We start from the raw sequence: 25,697 nt of genomic DNA, 5'->3' as shown, positions 1-25,697 counted from the left end.
CCTATGCGATCTATGCGATCCCTATTCGATGCCGATCAGCAGCGGCGCGGACTGCTGCTCGCCCCGGTAGACCACGGTGTCCACGGCGAGGTGCCCGTCGCGTACGTACCGCTCCAGGCGGTCCGCGACGGCGCTCGGCACCCCCGCGCCGAGCACCAGGGTGACCATCTCGCCGCCGGCGGCGAGCATGCGGTCCAGGACGGCCTCGGCGGTGGCGGCCAGTTCGGCGCCGATCACCGCGACATCGCCGTCGATCAGGCCCAGTACGTCGCCGGCCTGGCAGACGCCGGCCATGGTCCAGGACTGCCGTTCGGCGACGGCGAGTTCCGCGTAGCGGGTGGCGCCGGCGGCGGAGGTCATGGCGACGACGTCCTCGTCGAAGCGGCGGCCGGGCTCGTGCACGGCGAGCGCGGCGATGCCCTGCACGGCGGACCGGGTGGGGATCAGGGCGACGCGTACGCCCTCGGTGCGGGCCTGTTCGGCAGCGGCGGCGGCGGTGTGCCGCAGGTCCGCGGCGTTGGGCAGGAGGACGACCTCGCGCGCGTGCGCGCGCCGGATCGCGTCGAGGAGTTCGCCGCTGGCGGGCGGCTCCCCCGGCCGGGTGGCCACCACGGTCGCCCCGGCCTCCGCGCAGAGGCCGGCCAGCCCCTCGCCGGGCACCACGGCGACGACGGCCCGTGCGGCGCGCGGCCGGCGCTCCGCCGTCTCGGCGCGCTCCTCGCGCGCCCCCGTTGCGTGCGCCCGCTCCGCGTCCGCCCCGAAGTGGGTGATGCGGATGCGGTACGGCCGTCCCGCCTGGATGCCCGCCTCGACGGCCGCGCCCGCGTCGTCCACGTGGACGTGGACGTTCCACAGCCCGTCGCCGCCGACGACGACCAGGGAGTCGCCCAGGGCGTCGAGCCGGCCCCGCAGGGCCGTGACGGCGTCGTCGTCGGCCTCCAGGAGGTAGATCACCTCGAAGGCGGGCCCGTCCTCGGCCGGGCGCGGGCCGCCCCCGGGGCAGTCGCACGTCGCCCGGGCGACCGCTGCCGCCGGTATGCCGGCCGCGGGCGTCCGGGCGTCCGGGCCGCTCCCCGACAGCGTCCGTACGAGGGCCCCCAGGACCGCGACCAGGCCGCGGCCCCCCGCGTCCACGACGCCCGCGCGGCGGAGGTCGGCGAGCTGGCCGGGGGTCGCTTCGAGGGCGGTGCGCGCCCCCAGGTAGGCGGCCCGCGCCACGTCGGCGCCGTCGCCCCGGGCCGTCCCCGCGGCGTCGGCGGCGGCCGCGGCGACGGTGAGGACGGTGCCTTCGACGGGGTGCGCGACGGCGGTGTACGCGGAGTCGGCCGCCTGCCGGAGCGCGCGCCGGAGCGCGTCGGCCCCGTCGGGCTTCCCGTCCGCCGCCGCGCCCCCGCCGGGGGCCGTGCCCCCGCCCGCACGCCCTTGCGCGTCCGGAACGTCACCGCCAGGGGCAGGCGGAACGCCATCGCCTGGGGCAGGGCCTTCCGCCAGTACCTGTGCCATCCCCCGCAGGAGCTGCGCCAGGATCGTGCCGGAGTTCCCGCGCGCCCCGATGAGGGCGCCGTGCGCCATGGCCCGTACGGCGTCGGCCAGGGTGGGTACGGCTTCGGTGGCGGCGTGCCCGTCGAAGGCGGCGTCGACGGCCCGGGCGGCGGATTCGACGGTGAGGTAGAGATTGGTGCCGGTGTCCCCGTCGGCGACCGGGTAGACGTTGATCGCGTCGATCTCCTCGCGGGCCCGGCCGAGCTCGTCCAGCGCCAGAGCGCACCAGGTGCGTACCGCGGCGGCGTCCAGCGTGTGCGGCACCTGCGTCCTCCTCGTAGATCCACCCGCCCGGACCCGTCCGGCCGACCCGCCCGAGCCCGCCGTGTTGGGCCCGATACGCCCCGGTTCGTCGCGTCCGCGTCACCCGCGGGCCGCGGGCACAGGTCGGCACAGTAGTGCCGGGCCGAGGGGCCGCCCGGGGCGGGGGCCAGGGCCGCCATGGTAGTTTCGTTGTACGGGAGCGGTCGTTGTATGCTGCTCCGGTTGCCTGATGAGAATCAGGACATTCCCCCTGGCACCGCCGGTCATCGGTTCTTTCCCGATTCCGGAGTGCCGGGATTTCACCGTAAGAGCATCTGAAGTCTTTGGAGTGACCCGTGGCTGCCAACTGCGACGTCTGCGGCAAGGGGCCGGGCTTCGGCAACGCTATTTCGCACTCGCACCGCCGTACCCCCCGCCGTTGGAACCCCAACATCCAGCGGGTGCGTGCAGTGGTCGGGAGCACGCCGAAGCGGCTCAACGTCTGCACCTCGTGCATCAAGGCCGGCAAGGTCTCGCGCTAGCGAGCGGTCCTCCCCGCACCAGCGGGGGTGAGCCGGTCTCGCACCGACGGTCACGTCGAGGCGCAGCCCCCTCCGGTTGCCTGACAGGCCGGTCCGTCCCGTACGGACCGGCCTTTCGCGTGTCCCAAAAAGCCCGGGGTCCTCAGCGGGTGCGCCACCCGTGGTCCACCGGTCCGATCCCCTCCCCCAGCGGGAAGCCCGCCGCGATCGCCCCCGTGACGTACTCCTTCGCCGCTGCCACCGCCGCCGGGACCGTACGCCCCTTGGCCAGCTCCGAGGCGATGGCGCTGGCGAGGGTGCAGCCGGTGCCGTGGGTGTGCCGGTTGTCGAGCCGCGCGGAGCGCAGCCAGTGCTCCTCCGCGCCGTCCGTGAGCAGGTCCACGGCGTCCCCGTCGAGGTGGCCGCCCTTGATCAGCGCCCAGCCGGGCCCGTATCCGAGCACCGCGTCCGCCGCCCGCCGCAGGTCGTCCTCGGCCGCCACCCGTACGCCCGTGAGCTGGGCCACCTCGTCCAGGTTGGGGGTGGCGACGGTCGCCGTCGGCAGCAGCTTCGTGCGGACCGCGTCGAGGGCGGTGGCGGCGAGCAGCGCGTCGCCGTGCTTGGAGACGCCCACCGGGTCGACGACCACGGGGGCGCCGACGCCCGTGAGCAGGCCGGCGACGGTCTCGACCAGTTCCGCCGAGGCGAGCATGCCGGTCTTGACGGCCTGCACGCCGATGTCGTCGACGACGCTGCGGAACTGCGCCCGTACGGCCTCGGCGGGCAGCGGCCACGCGCCCTGCACACCGCGCGAGTTCTGCGCCGTGACGGCGGTGAGGACGCTCATGCCGTGCACGCCGAGCGCGAGCATCGTCTTGAGGTCGGCCTGGATGCCCGCGCCGCCGCCGGAGTCCGATCCGGCGACGGTGAGCACCCGCGGCGGCGCCGGGGCGCGCGGCGGCGCGGGCGCGGACTGCGGGGTGGATATCTCGCTTGCCATACGGGCGAATCTACCCGGCGCCGCCGCTGCCCGGCCGTCTCCCGGCGGCGTTACTCCTCCGTCTCCAGATCGCCGAAGTGGTCCCAGCCGCCGGCCTTGTCCCAGGGCGCGCCGTCCACGGTGACCTGCGGCAGCGCGGACGGGTGGAGCACGTCACCGATCACCTGCCAGCGGGCGGGCAGTTTCACGTCGGGCGGGAAGGTGGCGACGATCGCGTGGTCCTCTCCCCCGCCGAGCACCCAGTGCAGCGGGTCGACGCCGACGGCCTGCCCGATGTCGTGCATCTGGCTGGGCACGTCGATCGCGGCCGTGTGCAGGTCGATCCGGACCTTGCTGGACTCGGCGATGTGGCCGAGATCGGCGATGAGGCCGTCGCTGATGTCGGTCATCGCGGTGGCGCCGAGCCCGGCGGCGGCGGGGCCCGCGTGGTACGGCGGTTCGGGTCTGCGGTGCGCCTCGACGAAGGCGCGGGGGGAACGGAAGCCGCGGGAGAGGACGGCGTGCCCGGCGGCGGACCAGCCGAGCCAGCCGGTGACGGCGACCACGTCGCCGGGCTGTGCGCCGCAGCGGGTGACGGGTTCGTGGTTGCGCAGGTCGCCGAGGGCGGTGATGGCCACGGTGATCGTCTCGCCGCGTACCACGTCGCCGCCGACCACGGCCGCGCCGGCGACCTGGCACTCGTCGCGGATGCCGTCCATCAGCTCGGTCGGCCAGGTGGCGGAGAGTTCGGCGGGGACGACGAGGCCGAGCAGGACGGCGGTGGGCACCGCGCCCATCGCGGCGATGTCCGCGAGGTTCTGCGCGGCGGCCTTACGGCCGACGTCGTAGGCGGTCGACCAGTCGCGGCGGAAGTGCCGTCCTTCCAGCAGCAGGTCCGTGCTGGCCACTACGCGCCGGTCGGGGGCCGCCACCACCGCCGCGTCGTCCCCCGGCCCGAGCCGTACCGCCGGGGTGGTGGTGAGCCGGGAGGTGAGCTCTCTGATGAGCCCGAATTCCCCCAACTCGCCCACGGTGCCCTTCATCCTGTTGCCCCTTCGCACTCGTGCTCCGCTGACCGCCGCGCCGCGCAGGCCGCGCGGGTCTCCCCGCGCCGTGCGGCGACGCGGTACCGTGGCGTCTCTTTCCCCCACATGATCCTCGTCGCCGCCCAGGAGGTTCCGTGGTACAGGCGTACATCCTGATCCAGACCGAGGTCGGCAAAGCGTCGACCGTGGCCGAAGTCATCGCGAAGATCGCAGGCGTGATACAGGCCGAGGACGTGACCGGTCCGTACGACGTGATCGTCCGCGCCCAGGCCGAGACCGTGGACGAACTCGGCCGCATGGTGGTCGCCAGAATCCAGCAAGTGGACGGCATCACCCGCACCCTGACCTGCCCGGTGGTCCATATCTAGTCCCCCCGTATGCTCGGCCGGTGAGATTCTCCATCCGCCCGCGCGTCTGGCTGCCCTTCGTCGCCGTACTGACCGCCGTCGGCTGCTCGTCCACGGACGGCGCCGCGAAGGTGAGCGCTCCCTCGCCGTCGGCGGCGGAGGCCGGGTACTGCAGGGCGTTGCACGCGAAGCTCCCCGATGCCGTGAACGGAATGAAGCGGCGGACGACGGTGCCTGCCTCGGACTACACCGCGGCCTGGGGCGATCCGGCCATCGAACTGCGCTGCGGGGGACCGCGGCCGGAGATCCTCACGCCCGGCAACGAACACTACAACCCCAGCGCGGACGCCATGGAGCTCAACGGCGTCTCGTGGCTGCCCGAACGGCTCCCGGGCGGCGGCGTCCGCGCCACCACGACGCTGCGCAAGGCGTTCGTCGAGGTCGTCATCCCGAGCAAGTACACCGGCGAGGCCGGTGACGTGAGCGCGCTGACCGACTTCGCGGACGCCGTGCGGCAGGCCGTCCCGACGGGCATCTGACCGACTTCGCGGACGCCGTGCGGCGGAGGACCGTCCCGACGGGCATCTGAGCGCCGCCTGGACGGCGTCGGTCAGCGCGACGGCGTCCGTCAGCGCAGTCCCGTGGTGCGGCGCAGCGCGGCCTGGACGAGCAGGTCGACCAGTTCCGGGTAGCTGACGCCGCTCTCCTGCCACATCCGCGGGTACATGGAGATGGGCGTGAAGCCGGGCAGCGTGTTGATCTCGTTGATCACGAACTCGCCGTCCTCGCCGAGGAAGAAGTCCGCGCGGACCAGGCCCTCGCAGGACGCCGCGTCGAAGGCCCGTACGGCCAGTTCCCGGACCCGCTCGGTCTGCTCCGCGGTGAGCGGCGCGGGCACCAGGCCGGGGGCGGAGTCGATGTACTTGGCCTCGAAGTCGTAGAAGTCGTGGCTGGAGACCGGCGGGATCTCGGCGGGCACGCTGGCGCGCGGGCCGTCCTCGAACTCCAGCACCCCGCACTCGATCTCGCGGCCCCGCAGCAGCGCCTCCACGAGGATCTTCGGGTCGTGGCGGCGGGCCTCCTCGATGGCCTCGTCGAGCCCGTCGAAGCCGTCGACCTTGGTGATGCCCATCGAGGAGCCGCCGCGGGCGGGCTTGATGAACAGCGGCCAGCCGTGCTCGCCGGCGAAGTCCGCGATCTTCCGGCGGGCGGCGTCGCGGTCGTTGTCCCACTCGCGCGGCCGGATCACCTCGTACGGGCCGACGGCCAGGCCGAAGGAGGTGAAGACGCGCTTCATGTACTCCTTGTCCTGCCCGACGGCGGACGCGAGCACCCCGGAGCCGACGTAGGGCACTCCGGCGAGCTCCAGCAGGCCCTGGAGGGTGCCGTCCTCGCCGTACGGGCCGTGCAGCACGGGGAAGACGACGTCGACGTCGCCCAGCGCCTTGGGCACGGCGCCCGGTTCGGTGTAGACGATCTCGCGCGAGGTGGGGTCCGCGGACAGCACCACGGCGCCGTCCGGGGACTCGGTGAGCTGCGCGACGGACGGCAGCTCGCGGTCGGTGATCGCCATCCGCTCGGGATCGTCGGCGGTCAGCGCCCACCGGCCGTCCGTGGTGATGCCGATCGGCAGCACGTCGTACTTGGTGCGGTCGATGGCGCGCAGTACGGCTCCGGCGGTGACGACGGAGATCGCGTGCTCGGAGCTGCGGCCGCCGAAGACGACGGCGACGCGCGGCTTCCGGCTCTGCTCAGGGCTCTGGGGAGGGATGTCGCTGCTCATATCGGATCGAGACTACCTGGTGACGGATGGCACGTCAGTGCCGCTGGGCCCGCGCGTGGTTCGTGCCCCGCCCGGCCGCGGCGCCGCCGGTCAGTGCCGCTCGGCCTTGGCGGAGCGGGACATCAGCTCCTTGAGCGCGACGAGTGGCGGCTTGCCCTCGTGGACGATGCCGACGACCGTCTCGGTGATCGGCATGTCGACGTCGTGGCGGCGGGCCAGGTCGAGTACGGACTCGCAGGACTTGACGCCCTCGGCGGTCTGCTTGGTGACCGCGATGGTCTCCTCCAGCGTCATGCCGCGGCCGAGGTTGGTGCCGAAGGTGTGGTTGCGGGAGAGCGGCGAGGAGCAGGTGGCGACGAGGTCGCCCATGCCCGCGAGGCCGGCGAAGGTGTGCGCGTCGGCGCCCATGGCCAGCCCCAGCCGGGTGGTCTCGGCGAGGCCGCGGGTGATGAGGGACGCCTTGGCGTTGTCGCCGAGGCCCATGCCGTCGGCGATGCCCACGGCGAGGGCGATGACGTTCTTGACCGCGCCGCCGAGCTCGCAGCCGACCACGTCGGTGTTGGTGTACGGGCGGAAGTACGGGGTGTGGCAGGCGGCCTGGAGCCGCTGGGCGACGGCCTCGTCGGGGCAGGCGACGACGGCGGCGGCGGGCTGCCGGGCGGCGATCTCCTTGGCGAGGTTGGGGCCGGTGAGCACCGCGACCCGCTCCGGGGCGGCCTTGCCGACCTCCTGGATCACCTCGCTCATCCGCTTGGCGGTGCCCAGCTCCACGCCCTTCATCAGGGAGACGAGGACGGTGTCGGCGGGCAGCAGCGGGGACCACTGGGAGAGGTTCTCGCGGAGTGTCTGGGACGGCACGGCGAGGACCGCGAACTCCGCGTCGCGGGCGGCGGCCGCGGGGTCGGTGGTGGCCCGTACGGCGTCGGGGAGCCGCACCCCGGGGAGGTAGTCGGGGTTGCTGCGGCCGGTGTTGACTGCCTCGACGAGGTCGGCGCGGCGGCCCCACATCGTCACCTCGCAGCCCGCGTCGGCGAGCACCATGGCGAAGGCGGTGCCCCAGGATCCGGTGCCGTATACGGCGCAGCGCGTCACTCGTCGTTCTCCTTGGCATGCTGGGCCTTGCGGCGGGCTTCGGCGCGCGCCCGCTTGTGGTCGTAGAGCTCCGCGGGCGCGGGCTCCTGGCGGAGCTCGGCGAGGAGTTCGGTGATGGCGGCCATGATGGTGTCGGTCGCCTGGCGCAGCACCTCGGCGGTCGGCTCCTGCCCGTAGTACGCGGAGAGGTCGACGGGCGGGCCGGCCAGCACCTTGAGGGTCTTGCGGGGGAAGAGCCGGAGCTTCTTCTCCTTGGCGTACGGCGGCATGGCCTCGTGGGCGCCCCATTGCGCCACGGGGATGACCGGCGCCTTGGTCAGCAGCGCGACGCGGGCGGCCCCGGACTTGCCCTGCATGGGCCACAGCTCGGGGTCGCGGGTCAGCGTGCCCTCGGGGTAGAAGGCCACGCATTCGCCGCTCTCGATGGCGGCGACGGCGGCGCGGAAGGCGACGGCGGCGTCGGTCGACTGTCGGTAGACCGGGATCTGACCCGTGCCGCGCAGCAGCGTGCCCACGAAGGTCGTCTTGAAGAGGCCGGACTTGGCGAGGAAGCGCGGCACGCGGCCGGTGTTGTACTGGAAGTGCGCATAGGACAGCGGGTCCAGATACGAGTTGTGGTTCACCGCGGTGATAAAGCCGCCGTCCGCGGGAATGTGCTCCATTCCGCGCCAGTCCCGCTTGAACAGAACCACGAGCGGCGGTTTCGCCAACACCGCCGTAAAGCGGTACCAGAAGCCGATTCTGTGGCGGGACACTCGGACACCCTTCTCTTTGGACCTGGGATGGAGCGGGTTGCTGCGATCCCGGGGGCCGGACAAGTGTGGCCCCAGGTACCCGGTCTGTCGAGAACACGGTAACCCCGTGCCCTCCGGGCGACTGCGGCAGCAGGTGACAATGAGGTCGATGCGAAGAGACGGAGCGGGTGTGGTCTGGACCGTTGTGGTACCGCTGAAATCCCTGGCGCGAGCCAAAAGCCGCCTCTCCGGGGCCGCTGGGACAAGGGGCGACGGCCTTCGGCCCGCTCTCGCGCTCGCCTTCGCCCTCGATACGGTGGCGGCCGCGCTGGCGGCGCGCCAGGTGGCCGGTGTGGTGGTCGTCACGGACGATCCGCTGGCCGCCCCGAAGCTGGCGGATCTCGGCGCGCGCATCGTCGCGGAGCCGCCAGGCGGCGGGCTGAACGCGGCTCTCGCCCATGGCGCGGACGCCGTACGGGCGCGGGCGCCGGAATCCGGGGTGGTGACGCTGAACGCCGATCTTCCCGCTTTGCGGCCGGCCGAGCTGACCCGGGTTCTGAACGCCGCGGCCGCCTTTCCGCGCGCATTTCTCGCGGATGCCGCGGGAATCGGGACGACGTTGCTCTCGGCCGCTCCCGGAGTGATGTTGGCGCCGGCTTTCGAGGGCCTCTCACGGGCCCGTCATCGGGCGTCCGGGGCGAACGAGATCCTTCTCGACGGGGTCGATTCGGTGCGTCAGGACGTGGATACGCCGCAGGATTTGCGGGCCGCGCTGGCACTGGGCGCGGGGGCCCGTACCACCGAGGCCGCGGCGGGACTGCTGATAGCCGATTGACAGCGGATCAGGGCGGAACACCCGCCCTGTCGGACCCAGGCCCTAAGCTTTCTCCTATGCAGGCGACCGCTTACACCTACGACCCGCGAACCCGTGCCGGGAGCGTCCTTCTGGACGATGGCACGCCGCTGCCGTTCGACGCGGCGGCCTTCGACGCGGGCGGGCTGCGGCTGCTGCGTCCGGGCCAGCGGGTGCGGATCGAAGTCGAGGCCGAGGCCGCCGAAGCAGCCGAAACAGCGGCGAAACCGGAAGCGGCCCCGGAGCGGGCCGCGGCCGAGGAACCGCAAGCGGCGGGCGCCCCCGGGAAGGGCCGGGCCGCCGGGCGCCGGGTGACGCTGGTGACCCTCCAGACCTTCTGAGCCGTACGCGCGTTTGTCCCGGGCGCTTCCGTGGGCGCTTCCGTGTGCGTACCGGGCGTCCCGGACATGCCTGAGCGCACGCCGCGGGCCGGTCTCCCCGGAGGGAGCCCGGCCCGGCGCGGGGCGCTCTGGCTGTCGCCGCCCTTACTTCTTCTTGGCAGTGGCCTTCTTGGCGGTGGTCTTGCGCGCGGTGGTCTTGCGCGCCGGAGCCTTGGTCGCCGTGGCCTTCTTGGCGGGCGCGGTCTTCTTCGCGGTCGCCTTCTTGACCGTCGCCGCCTTCTTCGCGGGCGTGGCCTTCTTGGCGGCGGCCTTGGTGGCCGTGGCCTTCTTGGCGGGCGCCGCCTTCTTCGCGGTGGCCTTGGTGGCCGCCTTCTTCGCGGTCGCCGTGGTCTTCTTCGCGGGCGTCGCGGTGGTCTTCTTGGCGGTGGTCTTCTTCGCCGTCGCCTTCTTGGCGGTGGCCTTCTTGGCCGCGGCCTTGGCGGTCGTACGGGCGGAAGAACCGCCCGAGAGGCTGCCCTTGGGGGCCTTCTTGACGGCCACGTCGTTCTTCGGGAGCTTCTTCGAGCCGCTCACCAGGTCCTTGAAGCCCTGGCCCGCGCGGAAGCGGGGCACGGAGGTCTTCTTGACCCGCACCCGCTCACCCGTCTGCGGGTTGCGGGCGTACCGGGCCGGGCGGTCGACCTTCTCGAACGAGCCGAAACCGGTGACCGAGACCCGGTCGCCGGAGACCACCGCACGGACGATCGCGTCGAGTACCGCGTCGACAGCGTCGGCCGCCTGCTGGCGGCCGCCTACCTTGTCGGCAATCGCTTCAACGAGCTGCGCCTTGTTCACGTCTTCCCCTTCGGAGACATTGCTGGAACGAATGCGATCCAGCCTTTTCGCACGTTAGGCAGATATATACCGCAAATCAAACACGAAACGGTCTAATCACCCTTGTGCCGCAACGAACTCGACCATCATCGAGTTCCGTCGGTGTCGCGTTCTGGGGGGAAACGGCCCTCGTCGAGGTCGTTCATCAACCGGTCCAGACGCTTTGCCGCGCCTGAGAGATCGTGCTTCGCCGCGGCCGTGATGGCCAGCAGCTTCCGGGACAGCGCCATCCGTACGCCCTCCGGGACTTGCAGTGTGCGCACCGTGGCGTGCGCTTCCTTTAGTTGGTCGGCAACGAGCCCGTAGAGCTTGAGTTGGCTGTCGCGTTCCATGCACCGATTGTGCCATCTGAGGCGAGTTGTCGCTTCACGGGGCCTCAACAAGCCGATGCGCCCCCTGTCCGAAGACAGGGGGCGCATCATGTCAAACGCCGGGTGAACAGCGGAAATCGGGGCCCCGGCGGGGGGTGTCAGACGACGGCCGTGGAGGGCTTGAAAGAGGGCCGCTTCCCTTCGTACGCCGCGATTTCGTCGCTCTGCCGCAGGGTCAGGTCGATGTCGTCCAGCCCCTCCAGCAGCCTCCAACGCGCGTTCTCGTCAAGCGCAAAATCAGCCGTGATGCCCTGGGCCCGCACCTGGCGGTCGACCAGGTCCACGGTGACCTCCGCCGCCGGGTCCTCCTCGATGAGCTTCCACAGCAGCTCGACCGTCTCCTGGGGGAGCCCGACCGTCAGCAGACCGTTCTTGAGCGAGTTGCCCCGGAAGATGTCGGCGAAGCGGGAGGAGACCACGGCCCGGAAGCCGTAGTTCTGGAGCGCCCAGACGGCGTGCTCGCGGGAGGAGCCGGTGCCGAAGTCCGGGCCGGCCACCAGGACGGAGGCGCCCGCGCGCTCGGGCCGGTTGAGCACGAACTCCGGGTCCTTGCGCCACGCCTCGAAGAGCCCGTCCTCGAAGCCGTCGCGGGTGACCTTCTTCAGCCAGTGCGCGGGAATGATCTGGTCCGTGTCGACGTTGCTGCGGCGCAGCGGCACGGCCCGGCCGGTGTGCGTGGTGAAAGCTTCCATGGGGCTCAGGCCTCCACGAGAGTCGGGACGTCGGACAGGTCGGCGGGCGAGGCCAGGTGGCCGAGGACCGCGGTGGCGGCGGCGACCTGCGGGGAGACCAGGTGGGTGCGGCCGCCCTTGCCCTGCCGGCCCTCGAAGTTGCGGTTGGAGGTGGACGCGGAGCGCTCCCCGGGGGCGAGCTGGTCCGGGTTCATGCCCAGGCACATCGAGCACCCGGCGTGCCGCCATTCGGCCCCGGCCGTGGTGAAGACCTTGTCCAGGCCCTCCTCCACGGCCTGCAGCGCGACCCGTACGGAGCCGGGCACGATCAGCATCCGGACGCCGTCGGCGATCCGGCGGCCCTCCAGGACGGCGGCCGCGGCGCGCAGGTCCTCGATCCGGCCGTTGGTGCATGAACCTACGAAGACGGTGTCCACGGTGATGTCGCGCAGCGCCTGACCGGCCGTCAAACCCATGTATTCCAGGGCCTTTTCGGCGGCGAACCGCTCCGAAGCGTCTTCGTACGAAGCGGGGTCGGGGATCCGGGCCGACAGCGGCGCGCCCTGCCCGGGGTTGGTCCCCCAGGTGACGAACGGCGCGAGTTCGGCGGCGTCGATGACCACCTCGTGGTCGAAGACGGCGTCGTCGTCGGTGCGCAGCGTCTGCCAGTACGCGACGGCCGCGTCCCAGTCGGCGCCCTTCGGGGCGTGCGCGCGGCCCTTCAGATAGTCGAAGGTGGTGGCGTCGGGGGCGATCATGCCGGCCCGGGCGCCCGCCTCGATCGACATGTTGCAGATCGTCATCCGGGCCTCCATCGAGAGCTTCTCGATGGCCGGGCCGCGGTACTCGATGACGTAGCCCTGGCCGCCGCCCGTGCCGATGCGGGCGATGACGGCGAGGATCAGGTCCTTGGCGGTGACGTCCTCGGGCAGCTCGCCCTCGACGGTGACCGCCATGGTCCTGAAGGGCGCCAGCGGCAGCGTCTGGGTGGCCAGCACGTGCTCGACCTGGCTGGTGCCGATGCCGAACGCGAGCGCGCCGAACGCGCCGTGCGTGGAGGTGTGGCTGTCGCCGCAGACCACGGTGGTACCGGGCTGGGTGAGGCCGAGCTGGGGGCCCACCACGTGCACGACGCCCTGCTCGACGTCGCCGAGCGGGTGCAGCCGGACGCCGAACTCCGCGCAGTTCTTGCGCAGCGTCTCCAACTGGGTGCGGGAGACGGGGTCGGCGATCGGCTTGTCGATGTCGAGCGTGGGGGTGTTGTGGTCCTCCGTCGCGATGGTGAGGTCCGTGCGGCGGACCGCGCGGCCGGCCTTGCGCAGGCCGTCGAACGCCTGCGGGCTGGTCACCTCGTGGAGCAGGTGGAGATCGATGAAGAGAAGGTCGGGCTCGCCCTCGGCGCGCGTGACGACATGGTCGTCCCAGACCTTCTCCGCCAGTGTCCGTCCCATCGCTGTCCCTCCGGCCGGCGTCGCCGCCGACCCAACTCGTATGTCTGCGGGGTGCTGGCGTCCAGGTTGGCGCTTCTCGGAGAAAATTGAACTTGCGTTTCACAGTGTGAGACGGGAGTATCGTTTCATGGACAACTCTAGCGGCGTCGGCGTTCTCGACAAGGCGGCTCTGGTACTGAGCGCTCTGGAGTCGGGGCCGGCCACTCTTGCCGGACTGGTCACGTCGACCGGCCTCGCGCGGCCCACGGCCCACCGCCTCGCGGTGGCGCTCGAACACCACCGGATGGTGGCCAGGGACATGCAGGGCCGGTTCATCCTCGGGCCGCGGCTGAGCGAACTCGCCGCGGCGGCGGGCGAGGACCGGCTGCTGGCCACGGCCGGCCCGGTCCTCACCCACCTGCGGGACGTGACGGGCGAGAGCGCCCAGCTCTACCGCCGCCAGGGCGAGATGCGGATCTGCGTGGCCGCGGCGGAACGGCTGTCCGGACTGCGGGACACGGTGCCGGTCGGCTCCACCCTGCCGATGAAGGCGGGCTCGGCGGCCCAGGTCCTCATGGCCTGGGAGGAGCCGGAGCGGCTGCACCGCGGGCTGCAGGGCGCGCGCTTCACGGCCACCGCGCTCTCGGGCGTACGGCGCCGGGGCTGGGCCCAGTCCATCGGCGAGCGCGAGCCGGGCGTCGCCTCGGTCTCCGCGCCGGTCCGGGGCCCCTCCAACCGCGTGGTCGCCGCCGTCTCGGTCTCCGGCCCCATCGAGCGCCTCACCCGCCACCCGGGCCGCATGCACGCCCAGGCCGTCATCGACGCGGCAGCCCGCCTCAGCGAAGCACTGCGCCGTACGGGATGAGGGGCCACCCCCGCCCCAGGGGCCAAGTGCCGGTCGACGGGGCGGGGTTGAGGCGATGTCACGACCTCGCCCTGGCTGCCGTCGGGGCCCGCGAGGCAGACAGGGGCGACGCGATGAGGCTGCGGTGACGCGCCATCAGTTCGCAAGGGCCGTACGGTCGTCAGGACCGGCGTGGCGGAGGCGCCCACGAAAAAGCCCCCCGCTCGCGCGGAGGGCGTCTCGATCGCGTACCCCCGACCGGATTCGAACCGGCGCTACCGCCTTGAGAGGGCGGCGTGCTAGGCCGCTACACAACGGGGGCTAGCATGCGGACCGCAGGTCCGCGTTTTTCGGATATCTGCTGTGGACTATCCGAAGCTGGGCTACCAGGACTCGAACCTAGACTAAGGGAACCAGAAACCCTCGTGCTGCCAATTACACCATAGCCCATGGTATAGACCAGTACCCCCGACCGGATTCGAACCGGCGCTACCGCCTTGAGAGGGCGGCGTGCTAGGCCGCTACACAACGGGGGCCCTAGCGATCCTTACGTCGTCGCATCCGGGAGCGACCCGAAGGCGACGGAGAGAAAGGATCTGTACCCCCGACCGGATTCGAACCGGCGCTACTGCCTTGAGAGGGCAGCGTGCTAGGCCGCTACACAACGGGGGCTTGTACTGCTGAATCAAGAGAACTCATAATGACGATCTCTTGCTGGGCTACCAGGACTCGAACCTAGACTAACGGAACCAGAAACCGTCGTGCTGCCAATTACACCATAGCCCACCAAAACACAACCCCCTGAAGGGCCTTGCTTGGCTTGCGCTTTCCGCTCCGGCCTCTCGGCCCGCTCGGGCGGCGCAGGAAGAACATTACCCGATCGGCGTCGGCGCTCCAAAACGGGTATCGCCGCGCAGCAGCGCCGGGAGCTGGTCGAGACCGGTGATGCGATGCACGCCGGCCGGCAGCTCCCCGGGGGCGCCTCCCCGGTCCAGCCAGATGCCGGTGAGCCCGGCGTCCCGGGCCCCGCACGCGTCGATGTCGATCTTGTCCCCGACGTACGCGACCTCTCCGGGCGGCAGCCCGAGCGCCTCGCAGGCCGCGCGGAACGCACCGGCCTCCGGCTTGCTGACGCCCAGCTCATCGGCGCAGACCAGCACCTCGAAGCGGTCGCGGACGCCGAGTACGCGCAGTTTGCGGTCCTGATTGCGGGCACTGGAATTCGACAGCACCCCGTGCCGATATCCGGGGGTGAGCCCGTCGAGCGCCGGAACCGTGTCCGGAAACAGCGCCCAGGCCGCCTCGTAACGCCTCAGATAACGCGCGAACCACGCGTCCGCCTCGGCATCACTGGCCTCCTCCCCCAGAAACTCCCGCACCCGCCCCCGGCGCTGCCCCTCGAAATCCACCTTCTTCGCCTCGAACCGCGCCCAATGAATCGCGGTGACCTCCCGCCATCGCCCCAACACCGCCTCCTCCACCCCACCCGCCTCCAGCAGCCCCTCCGCCCGCAGATGCTCCAGCACCCCAGTGCGGTCCGCCGTGGCGTAGTCGAAAATGGTGTCGTCGATGTCCCAGAGGACGGCGCGAATCGGCATATCGCCGACGCTACCGGGGGGTGCGCCCGCCGGTCAGGGTTTCGCGGGGCGTCCAAGCCGGTCACCTTTGATCACGGCGAGGAACCCGCGCAGGGCACCGGGGGCTATGGACAGGACCGCGTCGGGGGCGTCGCTCTCCCGGAGGCGAACGGTGCCGTCCGGGGCAGCCGCGACGTGGACGCAGTTGGCTCCCTCCGTGCTGTACGAGGACTTCTGCCAGGCACCATCTCGGCTCCTCTCAGGTGCTCTGCGTGGCTACCCGGCTACCAGGTGATGCCGCTCAGCCGATCGCCCTTGATCATGGCGAAGAGCCCTCGCAGTGCACCCGGCGCTATGGACAGGACCACATCAGGGGCGTCGCTCTCCCGGAAGAGGATCGTGCCGTCCGAGGCGGCCGCGATATTGACGCAGTTGGCGCCTTGGTTGCTGTAGGAGGACTTCTGCCAGGCCAAACCGTTCATACCTGCTCCTCTTAGGTGCTCCGCACGACTCGGCGGATGAAGTCTCGACTCTTGCCACTGGAGAGAGCGCATGCCTCCATGCGGTCCAGGACGCACCGGTACCTGGCAAGCTTCGCTTCGGCATCCAGGAGATCGCACCCGTGATCGGAGTCCAGAAGGACAGTGTCCAGTTGCGGAACGGGGCCGGACGCGTAGCTGATGGGCTGCCCGGAGATCGGAAAGTCCGCCCGCTCGAACGGAACCACCAGGACCTTCACGTTCGACCGCTCGCCCATCACGATCAAGTGCTCCAGTTGGCGACGCTTGACCTCCGGCCCGCCGACACCCATCCGCAGAGCGGCCTCATGAACGATCGCGGTGTACGTCGTCTCCGGCTCCCGTGGTCCAGCGTCTGGAGCAGCCCGGGCATCGCCACCACGACTGCCACCCGCAGTGCGGTGGCGTGGTGCTCGAACTCCGCGACCTCCACGAGCGCCGCCGGGAGCAATTCGCGGGTACTCGTCCCACCAGGCACGACCCCGGCCGCCGGTCATGGCCGCCAGCGCCTCGACCAGATCGGTGTCATCACAGGCATATGTGTGCGCCAGGGCCCTCACACGGTCCGCGCTCACCGCGTAGCGCCCCGCTTCGATCATGCTCATCCGGGCTTGCTGCACACCGACGTGCGCCGCGGCGGCAGTGGAGCTGAGTCCGGCTCGCTCGCGCATCTTGCGGAGCTCGGAGCCCAAACGGCGCTGCCTCAGCGTCGGCGGCATCCCCGTCGCCATCGATCTCCTTCCGTCAGGGCACGTACCAACGCGTCACAGCTCCCCCTGCCCGTCCCGACAACTTCGACCCGGAAATCCGCGAGCTGGTCGAAGCGACCGCGCCACGGCTATTCGCCGTAGTCGAGGAGTACGCCACCACGGAAGGTGAGCGGGACGCTCATGTCGCCGCCCGGGGGCTCGCCTACGAGGACGGGAGTGCTCACGTCGCTTCTGCGGCGGCCGGGTTTCGGTGGCGGTGCGGAGGCCGGAGCGTGCGGCGCAGTTGATCTCTCTGCGGCCCGGCAGCGTGGGCAGTGTCGCGTGGCCCGGTCTCGGCACGTATACGGGCGGTCACGACGAGTGAATGGACGGTCGCGGGCGTTCACGGTTGGCTCGGGCGCGTAAGACCGGGGGTCCTGGATGCGGTCGGGAAGGGCTGGCCTCTACCGTGGGCCCCGTCAATCTGACGGCGGCCTGATCACCACGCTCGTACACCAAGGGCCCGGAAGCCGCTAAGCGGTTTCCGGGCCCTTGGCCGTACGGCGTCAGGCCGTGAGCTTGGCCAGCGCCGCGTCGATGCGCGGCAGGGTGCGGGCGCGGCCGAGGATTTGGAGGGACTCGAAGAGGGGGAGGCCGACGGTGCGGCCGGTTACGGCTACGCGGACGGGGGCCTGGGCCTTGCCGAGTTTGAGGCCGTGCTCCTCGCCGGCGGCGAGGACGGCCTCCTTGAGGGCGTCGGCGCTGCTCCAGTCGGCGTCGGCGAGCTTGGCGCGGGCGGTGCGCAGGAGCGCGTCGGAGCCTTCCTTCATGGCCTTGTTCCAGGACGCCTCGTCCTCGACCGGGGTCTGCCGGAAGAGGAAGTCGACGTTGGCCGTGATGTCGGACAGGACCGTGACCCGCGTCTGCGCGTACGGCGCGATCGCCTCCCAGGCGGCCTGGTCGAAGTCCTCGGGCGCCCAGTTGGCGTGCGGGGCCTCCAGCCAGGGGGCGCAGGCCGCGGCGAAGGCGGCCGGGTCGAGCTGCCGGATGTGGTCGGCGTTGATCGCCTCGGCCTTCTTCAGGTCGAAGCGGGCGGGATTGGCGTTGACGTCCTCGATCTCGAACTTCGCCACCATCTCGTCGATGGAGAAGACGTCCTGGTCGGCGGAGAAGGACCAGCCGAGCAGCGAGAGGTAGTTGAGCAGCCCCTCCGGCAGGAAGCCGCGCTCGCGGTAGAGGTTCAGCGATGCCTGGGGGTCGCGCTTGGAGAGCTTCTTGTTGCCCTCGCCCATGACGTACGGGAGGTGCCCGAACTCCGGCGTCGTCTTCGCGATGCCCAGTTCCGTCAGCGCCTTGTAGAGCGCGATCTGGCGCGGGGTCGAGGAGAGCAGGTCCTCGCCGCGCAGCACGTGCGTGATCTCCATCAGCGCGTCGTCGACCGGGTTGACCAGCGTGTAGAGCGGTGCGCCGTTGGCCCGTACGATCCCGTAGTCCGGCACGTTCTCCGCGGTGAACGTCAGCTCACCGCGGACCAGGTCCGTGAAGGTGATCGTCTCGTCCGGCATACGGAAGCGGACGATCGGCGTCCGGCCCTCGGCCCGGTATGTCGCGACCTGCTCGGCGGTCAGGTCGCGGCACTTGCCGTCGTAGCCGGACGGCTTCCCCGCCGCGCGGGCCGACTCGCGGCGCGCGTCCAGTTCCTCGGTGGTGCAGTAGCAGTCGTACGCGTGGCCGGCGTCCTTGAGCCTCTGGGCGACGTCGCGGTAGATGTCCATCCGCTGCGACTGCCGGTACGGCTCGTGCGGGCCGCCGACCTCGGGGCCCTCGTCCCAGTCGAAGCCCAGCCAGCGCATCGCGCCGAGCAACTGCTCGTACGACTCCTCGGAGTCGCGGGCCGCGTCGGTGTCCTCGATGCGGAAGACCAGGGTGCCCTGGTGGTGGCGCGCGAACGCCCAGTTGAAGAGGGCGGTGCGGACCAGGCCCACGTGGGGGTTGCCGGTCGGCGAGGGACAGAAACGAACACGCACGGAAGAGGAGGGGGATGCGCTAACCACGCTTGATCACCTTATTGGTGAGAGTGCCGATGCCTTCGATGGTGACGGCGACCTCGTCGCCGACGTTGAGGGGGCCGACGCCCGCCGGGGTGCCGGTGAGGACGACGTCGCCGGGGAGCAGCGTCATCGCCTCGGTGAGGTTCACGATCAGGTCCTCGATGGAGTGGATCATCTCGCCCGTGCGGCCGAGCTGGCGCTGTTCGCCGTTGACGGTGCACATGATCCCGAGGTCCGCCGGGTCCAGCTCGGTCTCCACCCAGGGGCCCAGCGGGCAGGAGGTGTCGAAGCCCTTGGCCCGCGCCCACTGCTTCTCGCGCTTCTGGACGTCGCGCGCGGTGACGTCGTTGGCGCAGGTGTAGCCGAGGATGACGTCCTTGACGCGTTCCCGCGGCACCTCGCGGCACATACGGCCGATGACCACGGCCAGCTCGGCCTCGTGGTGCACCTCCGAGGAGAAGGAGGGGTACGCGATGGCGTCGCCGGGGCCGATCACCGAGGTGGACGGCTTGAAGAAGGCGAAGGGCGCCTCGGGGACGGCGTTGCCCAGCTCGGCCGCGTGCTCGGCGTAGTTGCGGCCGACCGCGACGACCTTGTTGGGGAGGACGGGCGGCAGCAGCCGCACCTTGTCCAGCGGAACCTTCTGGCCGGAGCGTTCGAACTCGGCGAAGGGGTGTCCCTTGATGATGTCGAGGACCGGGCCGCCTTCGGCGGTCCCTGCCTTGGCTGCTTCGACATCTCCTTCTACGACGCCGAAGGCGACGTTGCCGTCGATGGAGAACCTGGCGATGCGCACGGGAAGCCGCTACCCCTTCACTTTCACTGCTCGGAATCCGCCGGCCGTCCGTCGGCCGGAGAGTGACGCTCCAGGCTAACGCGGGGTACGGCGGGACCCCGGCCGCCTTCCGGTGGATTCGCGGCGGAGGGGGCGTTCGTGGGCGGGGCCGGCCCTCGGGGGCGTTCGCCCGCCTCAGACCTTGGGCGCGTTGGCCAGCGTCGTGCGGCGCGGGTTGGCCGTCTGCGTGGGCAGTTCGACGGAGTGCTCCGGCGCTTCCGCCACCGGCGTCACCAGTTCCTCGGCGTCCTTGAGGTGCGCGAGGGTCGTACGACGCGGGTTGGCTATGTTCCGGAACATCATCGTCTTCTTCACTGCGGGGCCGCCTCGCGGTTGTCGTTTCCGTTGCCTGTGTAAACGTCAAGGCTAGGCACCGCTATCCCCACTGATCCGCGAGAAAAGTCACGTGAAGCATGTGAGTTTCCTCACGAGGTCTATGACAAAAGCCCCATAAGCGGCGGCACGCCCGCCCCCGCGAAACGGACATTGCACCACCGAACCAGACGTTCCGCTCCCGATTACCGCTACCGGGGCAGGCGACGCCCGCGAGCGACTCGTACCCATAAGTCCGAAATCACGGACGCGACTTTGCACGCCTGGTGACCCCCGCCGCACATAGCGTTACTCACATCGTCTGCACGACTGCTGCTCTTGTTGGAGATCCTGCACTGTGCTGGAATTCCACGGACCGCCGTACGAATCATCCGGCGCGCGATGGGCGCAGAACCGCGCCGAAGCGGCGGTCGGAATGACATGAGGGGTGGCGCGCCGGAACTCACGACCGCCATGGGGGGCCGCGCGGTCCCCCACGACTCGACACCGTTCCGCCGCTCGCGGAGGGACGCCTGGTCCAGAGGTTGCGACGCTAGTGCAGGGACGTTTCAAGAGAGATGGCAACGCCGCGGCGGAGCCGGAGCCACGCGGTTCGACCGACCGCGGAGCTGCCGGCGCGGCTGCCGACGCGCCGAGTGGCGGCGAGCCGTCCGAGCGGCCGAAGGCGAAGAAGCAGACCGGCCCCGGTCCCCGCGTTGCCCTGCGCAACTGGCGCATCAGTACCCGTCTGGTCTCCCTGCTGGCCCTCCCGGTGGTCGCCGCGACGACCCTGGGAGCGCTGCGTATCCAGGACTCGCTGGAGAAGATCGACCAGCTCGACCACATGAAGCTGCTCACCGAGATGACGCAGCAGGCCACCCGGCTCGCCGACGCGCTCCAGGAGGAGCGGGACAAGTCCGCGGGCCCGCTGACCGGTGGGCAGAAGAAGGACGACCAGGGCGTCATCGCGCCGCGCCTGGGCACCGACCGCGCGATCGCGGCGTTCAAGCAGGCCACGGACAAGGTCAAGCCCGAGGACCCGTCGATGGTCGGCGTCCGGACCACGCTCGTCGACATCTCCAAGCAGCTCGACAAGATCAAGGACATCCGCGCGGGCGCGTACGACGACAAGGAGTACATCTCCCGGACCGTCGGCAACTACGACGCGCTGATCACCTCGCTGCTCTCGCTCTCCCAGGACATGGCGCAGGCGACCAGCAACCCCGAGATGATCACGAGCACCCGCGCGCTCGCCACGTTCTCCTCCGCCAAGGAGTACGCGTCCATCCAGCGCGCCGTGCTCAGCGCCGCGCTCGCCAACCCTTCCAAGGGCCCGCACCTCTCCGAGAACGACCGGCAGTACGGCAAGTCGGCCCTGGAGAGCGAGGACGAGGCGCTGCGCCGCTTCACCGCGATCCGCTCGGGCGCCTCCACCGAAGAGCTGATGCGGGCGCTCAACGGCGGCCAGACCGAGATCACCACCGCGAACGCCAACGCGGAGCGCTGGCTCGGCAAGCAGGACGGCGTCAAGTCCGAGAAGACGTCGTACCAGGACTGGTACGACCAGGACAGCGTCAAGCTCGAAGAGATGTCCAAGATCGAGCAGACGCTGCTGACGCAGATGGACCAGAAGGCGCGCGAGCTGCGCGCCGACGCCCAGCAGGACGCGATCCTCAACAGTGCGCTGATCGTGCTGGTGCTCGGCATCTCGCTGGTCGGCGCGTTCGTCGTGGCGCGCTCCATGGTGCGCTCGCTGCGCCGGCTCCAGGACACCGCGCAGACGGTCGCCCAGGAGCGGCTGCCCGAGCTGGTCAAGCAGCTCTCCGAGATCGACCCGCAGGACGTGGACACCTCCGTCGAGTCCGTCGGCGTGCACAGCCGGGACGAGATCGGCAAGGTGGCCGCGGCCTTCGACGACGTGCACCGCGAGGCCGTCCGCCTCGCCTCCGAGCAGGCCATGCTGCGGGGCAACGTCAACGCGATGTTCACCAACCTCTCGCGCCGCAGCCAGGGCCTCATCCAGCGCCAGCTCTCGCTCATCTCCGAGCTGGAGAGCCGCGAGGCCGACCCGGACCAGCTCTCCTCGCTCTTCAAGCTGGACCACCTCGCGACCCGTATGCGCCGTAACGGCGAGAACCTCCTCGTCCTCGCGGGCGAGGAGCCGGGCCGCCGCTGGACCCGGCCCGTCCCCCTCGTCGACGTGCTGCGCGCCGCCGCGTCCGAGGTGGAGCAGTACGAGCGCATCGAACTCAGCGGGGTGCCGCCGACCGAGGTCGCCGGCCGCGTCGTCAACGACCTCGTGCACCTCCTCGCCGAGCTGCTGGAGAACGCCACGTCGTTCTCGTCCCCGCAGACCAAGGTCAAGGTCACCGGTCACGCGCTGCCCGACGGGCGGGTGCTCGTCGAGATCCACGACACCGGTATCGGGCTCTCGCCCGAGGACCTCGCCGCGATCAACGAGCGGCTCGCCAGCCCGCCGACGGTGGACGTGTCCGTCTCCCGGCGCATGGGCCTCTTCGTGGTCGGCCGGCTCTCCCTGCGCCACGGCATCCGCATCCAGCTCCGGCCGTCCGACTCGGGCGGCACGACCGCGCTCGTCATGCTGCCGGTCGACGTCGCCCAGGGCGGCAAGAAGCCGGTGCCGAGCAACGCGCCCGGCGGGTCCGCGCCCGGCGCCCCCGGCGGCAACCCCAACGCCGGCCCCGGCCTCGTCGACTCCGCGCCGCCGCGCCGTCAGATGCCCGGCCCCGGATCGCGTCCGGCGCTGCCGGGCAAGGGGGGCCAGGGCGGCCAGGCGGGCCAGGCCGGTCAGGGCGGCCTGCCCGGCAGGCCCGGTCAGGGCGGCCCGGGGGCCGGCCCCGGCGACCAGTCCGGCCGTCCCGGCACCACCGAGAGCGGCCTGCCGACCCGGCCCGTCGGCGCGGGCCTCGCCCCGGCCGCGCCCCCGTCGGGCGGCGCCAGCCTCTTCGACAGCGGCGCCCCGCGCCCCGCCGGTACGGAGCGGATGAGCACCCGTCCCGACGGGCGTCCGGCGATCCAGCCGCGCGGCAAGGGCCCGGGCCCCTCCGTCGCCCCGCCGACCGGCGCGCCCGGCTCGGGCGACCGGGCCCGCCGTCCGCAGCTCCCGCCCCGCGGCCCCGCGGGCGAGCTGTCCGGCGGCCCCGCCGACGGCCTCGCCGGCCGCAGTTCCCGGCAGCCCGCCACGAGTTGGGGCAGCGACAACGAGCAGCGCCCCGGCTCCGGCTCCCCCGTGGACGACTGGCCGCTCGCCGAGGACGGCTCCCCGCGCGGCCGGCAGGACAGCCCGCGCGGCCACGAGGACGTGGACGCCCCGTCCGCCTTCAACCGTCTCGGCACCCGCGACACGGACGGCGCCGGCGCGCCGCTGGCCGGCCCCGGCGACACGGGCGGGTTCACCCGGCCCGGTTCCGGTGGCCCCCGCGGCCCCCAAGACAGCGGACAGTTCGCCCAGCCCGGCCAGGGCGGTCGCGGCGACACCGGCCAGTTCCCCCGCCTCGGCCAGGGCGGCGACAGTCTCGGCGAGACCTCGCAGTTCCCCAGCATCGGCGGCCCCGGCGACACCGGGGAGTTCGCGCAACCGGGTACGGGCGCGCGCAACGACACCGGCGAATACACCCAGCCCGGCCGCGACGCACTGGGCGACACCGGCCCGTACGCACAGCCCGACCAGGGCGGCGACCGCGCCGACACGGGCCGGTTCGCGCAGCTCGGTCAGGGCGGCAACGACCTCGGCGAGACGTCCCAGTTCCCGCGCATCGGGGGCCCCGGCGACACGGGCGAGTTCGCACAACCGGGTACGGGCGCGCGCAATGACACCGGCGAATACGCCCAGCCCGGCCGCGACGCACTGGGCGACACCGGCTCGTACGCACAGCCGGGGCAGGACGGCCGTAACGACACCGGCCAGTTCGCGCGGCCCGGTCAGGGCGGCAACGACCCCGGCGAGACCTCGCAGTTCCCCAGCATCGGCGGCCCCGGCGACACGGGCGAGTTCGCACAGCCGGGTACGGGCGTACGCAACGACACGGGCGAGTTCGCGCAACCGGGTACGGGCGCGCGCAACGACACCGGCGAGTTCGCGCAGCCCGGCCCCGACGCGCTGGGCGACACCGGGCAGTTCCCGCGCGGGCCGCTTCCCACCCGCGGTGGTCAGCCGGGCGGTGCGCAGCACATGGGCGCTCCCACGCAGGAGGGCGCGCTGCCGCCCGCCGGGCCCGGGGACGGCCGGACGCCGCTGTTCGACACGCTGGAGTCGGACTGGTTCAGCGGGCCCCGCGAGGACGCCGCCGGTTCCGTACCGTCGCAGCCCACCCCGCAGGCGCCCGCCCCGGCGCCGGGCCTGCCGCGGCGTGAGCCGCAGGCCGCGCTCCAGCAGCCGGCGCCGGGTCAGGACCAGGGCCGGCCGCAGGGCCAGGGCGGTCCGGGCCTGGAACCGGTGGCTCCCGCCGACGGCTGGCGCAGCTCGCCCAACGACGAGCGCTGGCGGCGGGCCGAGCAGATACGCGAACCGGCCGCGGGCGGCATCACGTCATCCGGGCTGCCGCGGCGCGTGCCGCGGGCGAATCTCGTGGAGGGGACCGCGCAGCAGCAGTCCCATCCGGCCGGCCCGCAGGTCTCCCGCGCACCGGACGATGTGCGCGGGCGACTGACCAATCTTCGCCGCGGTATCCAGCAGGGGCGTCAGGCCGGCAGCGGTCAGACCACCGGCAACCACGGCATTGACCCCAATTACCAGCAGGAGCGTTAGTTGAGTCCGATGAGCCAGGCGGCGCAGAATCTGAACTGGTTGATCACCAACTTCGTGGACAACACCCCGGGGGTGTCCCACACGGTGGTGGTCTCCGCCGACGGACTGCTTCTGGCGATGTCCGAGGGGTTCCCGCGCGACCGCGCCGACCAGTTGGCCGCGGTCGCCTCCGGCCTGACCTCCCTCACCTCCGGGGCCTCCCGGATCTTCGAGGGCGGCAGCGTCAACCAGACCGTGGTGGAGATGGAGCGCGGCTTCCTCTTCATCATGTCCGTGTCCGACGGTTCTTCGCTGGCCGTACTCGCACACCCCGAGTGCGACATCGGTCTCGTCGGCTACGAAATGGCCCTGCTCGTCGACCGGGCGGGCACTGTCCTGACGCCCGATCTCCGTGCCGAATTGCAGGGCAGCCTGCTCAATTGACCGTCCGCCCACCGTCCGTCCGTCCGACCGTACGGCCGAAAAGCCCCCACCGGCCCCCGCTCGACGGCATTATTGCCATCCTGCTGTCCCGCCCGGAGGATCAATGACCCCGCCCGTCTCGCCCGGCCCGTACGGCGCCTCTCACCACGCGCCGTACGGGAACGAAGGCGACCAGCCGCTGGTCCGCCCCTACGCCATGACGGGAGGCCGGACCCGGCCGCGTTACCAGCTCGCCATCGAGGCGCTGGTCAGTTCCACGGCCGACCCGGTCCACCTGCAGGGCCTGCTCCCCGAGCACCAGCGGATCTGCCACCTGTGCCGGGAGGTCAAGTCGGTCGCGGAGATCTCCGCGCTGCTGAGCATGCCGCTCGGTGTGGCCCGGATTCTGGTCGCGGACCTCGCGGAGGCCGGAATGGTGGCGATCCACCAGCCGGGCGGCAGCGGCGAGTCCGGCGGGACGCCGGATGTGACACTGCTCGAAAGGGTGCTCAGTGGACTTCGGAAGCTCTAGCGGCGGGTCGCCCGCACCCGCCCGCTCCACCACCTCCGCGAAGATCGTGGTGGCGGGAGGCTTCGGCGTGGGCAAGACGACCTTTGTCGGCGCGGTCTCGGAGATCAATCCGTTGCGCACCGAGGCCGTGATGACCTCCGCCTCGGCCGGGATCGACGATCTCAGCCATGTGCAGGACAAGACGACCACCACGGTCGCGATGGATTTCGGCCGCATCACGCTCGATGACGACCTGATCCTCTATCTGTTCGGGACGCCCGGCCAGGACCGTTTCTGGTTCATGTGGGACGACCTGGTACGCGGCGCCATCGGCGCCATCGTCCTCGTCGACACCCGCCGCCTC

General features: G+C 71.5%; 25 protein-coding genes, 5 tRNA genes and 2 pseudogenes. 10 read left to right on the top strand and 22 right to left on the bottom strand.

The window, feature by feature from the left end; genetic code table 11:
* Nucleotides 1–21: 21 nt before the first annotated feature.
* Nucleotides 22–1,806, bottom strand: a complete 1,785-nt coding sequence (locus IF55_RS25120; RefSeq protein WP_030884855.1) for a DAK2 domain-containing protein — start codon at nt 1,804–1,806, stop codon at nt 22–24.
* 335 nt (nt 1,807–2,141) lie between these two features.
* Between IF55_RS25120 and rpmB the strand changes: the two genes are divergently transcribed.
* On the top strand, nt 2,142–2,327 hold the full coding sequence (gene rpmB, locus IF55_RS37635) for a 50S ribosomal protein L28 (protein WP_078645170.1): 186 nt from the start codon (nt 2,142–2,144) through the stop codon (nt 2,325–2,327).
* 142 nt (nt 2,328–2,469) lie between these two features.
* On the opposite strand, the gene thiD is transcribed toward rpmB, so the two are convergent.
* Nucleotides 2,470–3,306 (bottom strand): bifunctional hydroxymethylpyrimidine kinase/phosphomethylpyrimidine kinase, encoded by an 837-nt coding sequence (thiD, locus tag IF55_RS25115; RefSeq protein WP_030884854.1) that lies wholly within the window; start codon nt 3,304–3,306, stop codon nt 2,470–2,472.
* A gap of 50 nt (nt 3,307–3,356) precedes the next feature.
* Entirely contained in the window at nt 3,357–4,328 is a 972-nt protein-coding gene (locus IF55_RS25110) for a thiamine-phosphate kinase (protein WP_030884852.1), read from the bottom strand.
* 137 nt (nt 4,329–4,465) lie between these two features.
* Here IF55_RS25110 and IF55_RS25105 point away from each other — a divergent pair, with 137 nt between their 5' ends.
* On the top strand, nt 4,466–4,699 hold the full coding sequence (locus IF55_RS25105) for an Lrp/AsnC family transcriptional regulator (protein WP_030884850.1): 234 nt from the start codon (nt 4,466–4,468) through the stop codon (nt 4,697–4,699).
* 20 nt (nt 4,700–4,719) lie between these two features.
* Complete coding sequence (locus tag IF55_RS25100; RefSeq protein ID WP_037965662.1) at nt 4,720–5,217, top strand: DUF3515 domain-containing protein; 498 nt, start codon at nt 4,720–4,722, stop codon at nt 5,215–5,217.
* 89 nt (nt 5,218–5,306) lie between these two features.
* Here the strand turns inward: IF55_RS25100 and IF55_RS25095 are convergent, their stop codons facing one another.
* The 3 genes from IF55_RS25095 to IF55_RS25085 all read right to left on the bottom strand — a co-directional run bounded on the left by IF55_RS25095 (nt 5,307) and on the right by IF55_RS25085 (nt 8,308).
* Entirely contained in the window at nt 5,307–6,461 is a 1,155-nt protein-coding gene (locus tag IF55_RS25095; protein WP_030884848.1) for a D-alanine--D-alanine ligase family protein, read from the bottom strand.
* Nucleotides 6,462–6,551: 90 nt separating this feature from the next.
* Entirely contained in the window at nt 6,552–7,553 is a 1,002-nt protein-coding gene (locus tag IF55_RS25090) for an NAD(P)H-dependent glycerol-3-phosphate dehydrogenase (protein WP_030884846.1), read from the bottom strand.
* Complete coding sequence (locus tag IF55_RS25085) at nt 7,550–8,308, bottom strand: lysophospholipid acyltransferase family protein (protein ID WP_030884844.1); 759 nt, start codon at nt 8,306–8,308, stop codon at nt 7,550–7,552. Before IF55_RS25085 ends, IF55_RS25090 begins: the two co-directional genes overlap by 4 nt.
* Nucleotides 8,309–8,477: 169 nt before the next feature.
* On the opposite strand from IF55_RS25085, the gene cofC reads away from it, so the two are divergent.
* Together cofC and IF55_RS25075 are read left to right on the top strand one after the other, a co-directional pair.
* Nucleotides 8,478–9,122 (top strand): 2-phospho-L-lactate guanylyltransferase, encoded by a 645-nt coding sequence (gene cofC / locus IF55_RS25080; protein WP_030884842.1) that lies wholly within the window; start codon nt 8,478–8,480, stop codon nt 9,120–9,122.
* A gap of 56 nt (nt 9,123–9,178) precedes the next feature.
* Nucleotides 9,179–9,481 (top strand): hypothetical protein, encoded by a 303-nt coding sequence (locus IF55_RS25075; protein ID WP_030884839.1) that lies wholly within the window; start codon nt 9,179–9,181, stop codon nt 9,479–9,481.
* Between the two features lie 144 nt (nt 9,482–9,625).
* Here the strand turns inward: IF55_RS25075 and IF55_RS25070 are convergent, their stop codons facing one another.
* From IF55_RS25070 to leuC, 4 genes are all read right to left on the bottom strand, one after another.
* The gene (locus IF55_RS25070) at nt 9,626–10,315 is read right to left on the bottom strand and encodes an HU family DNA-binding protein (protein ID WP_030884836.1); all 690 of its coding nucleotides are present in this window, start codon (nt 10,313–10,315) and stop codon (nt 9,626–9,628) included.
* Between the two features lie 125 nt (nt 10,316–10,440).
* Nucleotides 10,441–10,686, bottom strand: a complete 246-nt coding sequence (locus IF55_RS25065; RefSeq protein WP_030884834.1) for an SCO5555 family protein — start codon at nt 10,684–10,686, stop codon at nt 10,441–10,443.
* Nucleotides 10,687–10,823: 137 nt separating this feature from the next.
* On the bottom strand, nt 10,824–11,417 hold the full coding sequence (leuD, locus tag IF55_RS25060; protein ID WP_030884833.1) for a 3-isopropylmalate dehydratase small subunit: 594 nt from the start codon (nt 11,415–11,417) through the stop codon (nt 10,824–10,826).
* A 5-nt stretch (nt 11,418–11,422) separates the two neighbouring features.
* Nucleotides 11,423–12,847, bottom strand: coding sequence for a 3-isopropylmalate dehydratase large subunit (gene leuC / locus IF55_RS25055; RefSeq protein WP_030884831.1), 1,425 nt, complete (start codon nt 12,845–12,847; stop codon nt 11,423–11,425).
* Between the two features lie 127 nt (nt 12,848–12,974).
* On the opposite strand from leuC, the gene ndgR reads away from it, so the two are divergent.
* The gene (gene ndgR / locus IF55_RS25050; RefSeq protein ID WP_030884830.1) at nt 12,975–13,691 is read left to right on the top strand and encodes an IclR family transcriptional regulator NdgR; all 717 of its coding nucleotides are present in this window, start codon (nt 12,975–12,977) and stop codon (nt 13,689–13,691) included.
* 228 nt (nt 13,692–13,919) lie between these two features.
* On the opposite strand, the gene IF55_RS25045 is transcribed toward ndgR, so the two are convergent.
* From IF55_RS25045 to IF55_RS24995, 12 genes and pseudogenes are all read right to left on the bottom strand, one after another.
* Nucleotides 13,920–13,992: transfer RNA gene (locus tag IF55_RS25045), tRNA-Glu, on the bottom strand.
* 56 nt (nt 13,993–14,048) lie between these two features.
* Nucleotides 14,049–14,120: transfer RNA gene (locus IF55_RS25040), tRNA-Gln, on the bottom strand.
* A gap of 13 nt (nt 14,121–14,133) precedes the next feature.
* Nucleotides 14,134–14,206 (bottom strand) — tRNA-Glu (locus IF55_RS25035).
* 63 nt (nt 14,207–14,269) lie between these two features.
* Nucleotides 14,270–14,342: transfer RNA gene (locus IF55_RS25030), tRNA-Glu, on the bottom strand.
* A gap of 42 nt (nt 14,343–14,384) precedes the next feature.
* Nucleotides 14,385–14,456 (bottom strand) — tRNA-Gln (locus tag IF55_RS25025).
* Nucleotides 14,457–14,542: 86 nt separating this feature from the next.
* Nucleotides 14,543–15,268: an HAD family hydrolase gene (locus IF55_RS25020; RefSeq protein ID WP_030884828.1), complete on the bottom strand. Its 726-nt coding sequence runs from the start codon at nt 15,266–15,268 to the stop codon at nt 14,543–14,545.
* Between the two features lie 33 nt (nt 15,269–15,301).
* Nucleotides 15,302–15,478 (bottom strand): annotated as a pseudogene (locus IF55_RS37630) (DUF397 domain-containing protein); the annotation flags it as partial.
* A 53-nt stretch (nt 15,479–15,531) separates the two neighbouring features.
* Nucleotides 15,532–15,729, bottom strand: a complete 198-nt coding sequence (locus IF55_RS25015) for a DUF397 domain-containing protein (RefSeq protein WP_030884825.1) — start codon at nt 15,727–15,729, stop codon at nt 15,532–15,534.
* Nucleotides 15,730–15,740: 11 nt separating this feature from the next.
* Nucleotides 15,741–16,496: pseudogene (locus tag IF55_RS25010) on the bottom strand (helix-turn-helix domain-containing protein).
* A gap of 524 nt (nt 16,497–17,020) precedes the next feature.
* Nucleotides 17,021–18,508: a glutamate--tRNA ligase gene (gltX, locus tag IF55_RS25005; RefSeq protein ID WP_078645167.1), complete on the bottom strand. Its 1,488-nt coding sequence runs from the start codon at nt 18,506–18,508 to the stop codon at nt 17,021–17,023.
* A complete protein-coding gene (locus IF55_RS25000) occupies nt 18,501–19,301 on the bottom strand; it encodes a fumarylacetoacetate hydrolase family protein (protein ID WP_030884817.1) in 801 nt (266 codons plus the stop codon). Before IF55_RS25000 ends, gltX begins: the two co-directional genes overlap by 8 nt.
* A gap of 174 nt (nt 19,302–19,475) precedes the next feature.
* Nucleotides 19,476–19,655: a hypothetical protein gene (locus IF55_RS24995; RefSeq protein ID WP_030884814.1), complete on the bottom strand. Its 180-nt coding sequence runs from the start codon at nt 19,653–19,655 to the stop codon at nt 19,476–19,478.
* Between the two features lie 553 nt (nt 19,656–20,208).
* On the opposite strand from IF55_RS24995, the gene IF55_RS24990 reads away from it, so the two are divergent.
* From IF55_RS24990 to IF55_RS24975, 4 genes are all read left to right on the top strand, one after another.
* Complete coding sequence (locus tag IF55_RS24990) at nt 20,209–24,420, top strand: nitrate- and nitrite sensing domain-containing protein (protein ID WP_030884811.1); 4,212 nt, start codon at nt 20,209–20,211, stop codon at nt 24,418–24,420.
* Nucleotides 24,421–24,429: 9 nt separating this feature from the next.
* Entirely contained in the window at nt 24,430–24,843 is a 414-nt protein-coding gene (locus tag IF55_RS24985; RefSeq protein ID WP_018087204.1) for a roadblock/LC7 domain-containing protein, read from the top strand.
* Nucleotides 24,844–24,946: 103 nt separating this feature from the next.
* Nucleotides 24,947–25,354, top strand: coding sequence for a DUF742 domain-containing protein (locus IF55_RS24980; RefSeq protein ID WP_030884787.1), 408 nt, complete (start codon nt 24,947–24,949; stop codon nt 25,352–25,354).
* A partial coding sequence (locus tag IF55_RS24975) for a GTP-binding protein (protein WP_211270035.1) occupies nt 25,335–25,697 on the top strand: 363 nt, incomplete at its 3' end. The genes IF55_RS24980 and IF55_RS24975, both read left to right, overlap by 20 nt.

This window comes from Streptomyces varsoviensis, from assembly GCF_000718635.1.
Classification (GTDB): domain Bacteria; phylum Actinomycetota; class Actinomycetes; order Streptomycetales; family Streptomycetaceae; genus Streptomyces; species Streptomyces varsoviensis.
This window is presented reverse-complemented; position numbering and strand designations above follow the sequence as displayed.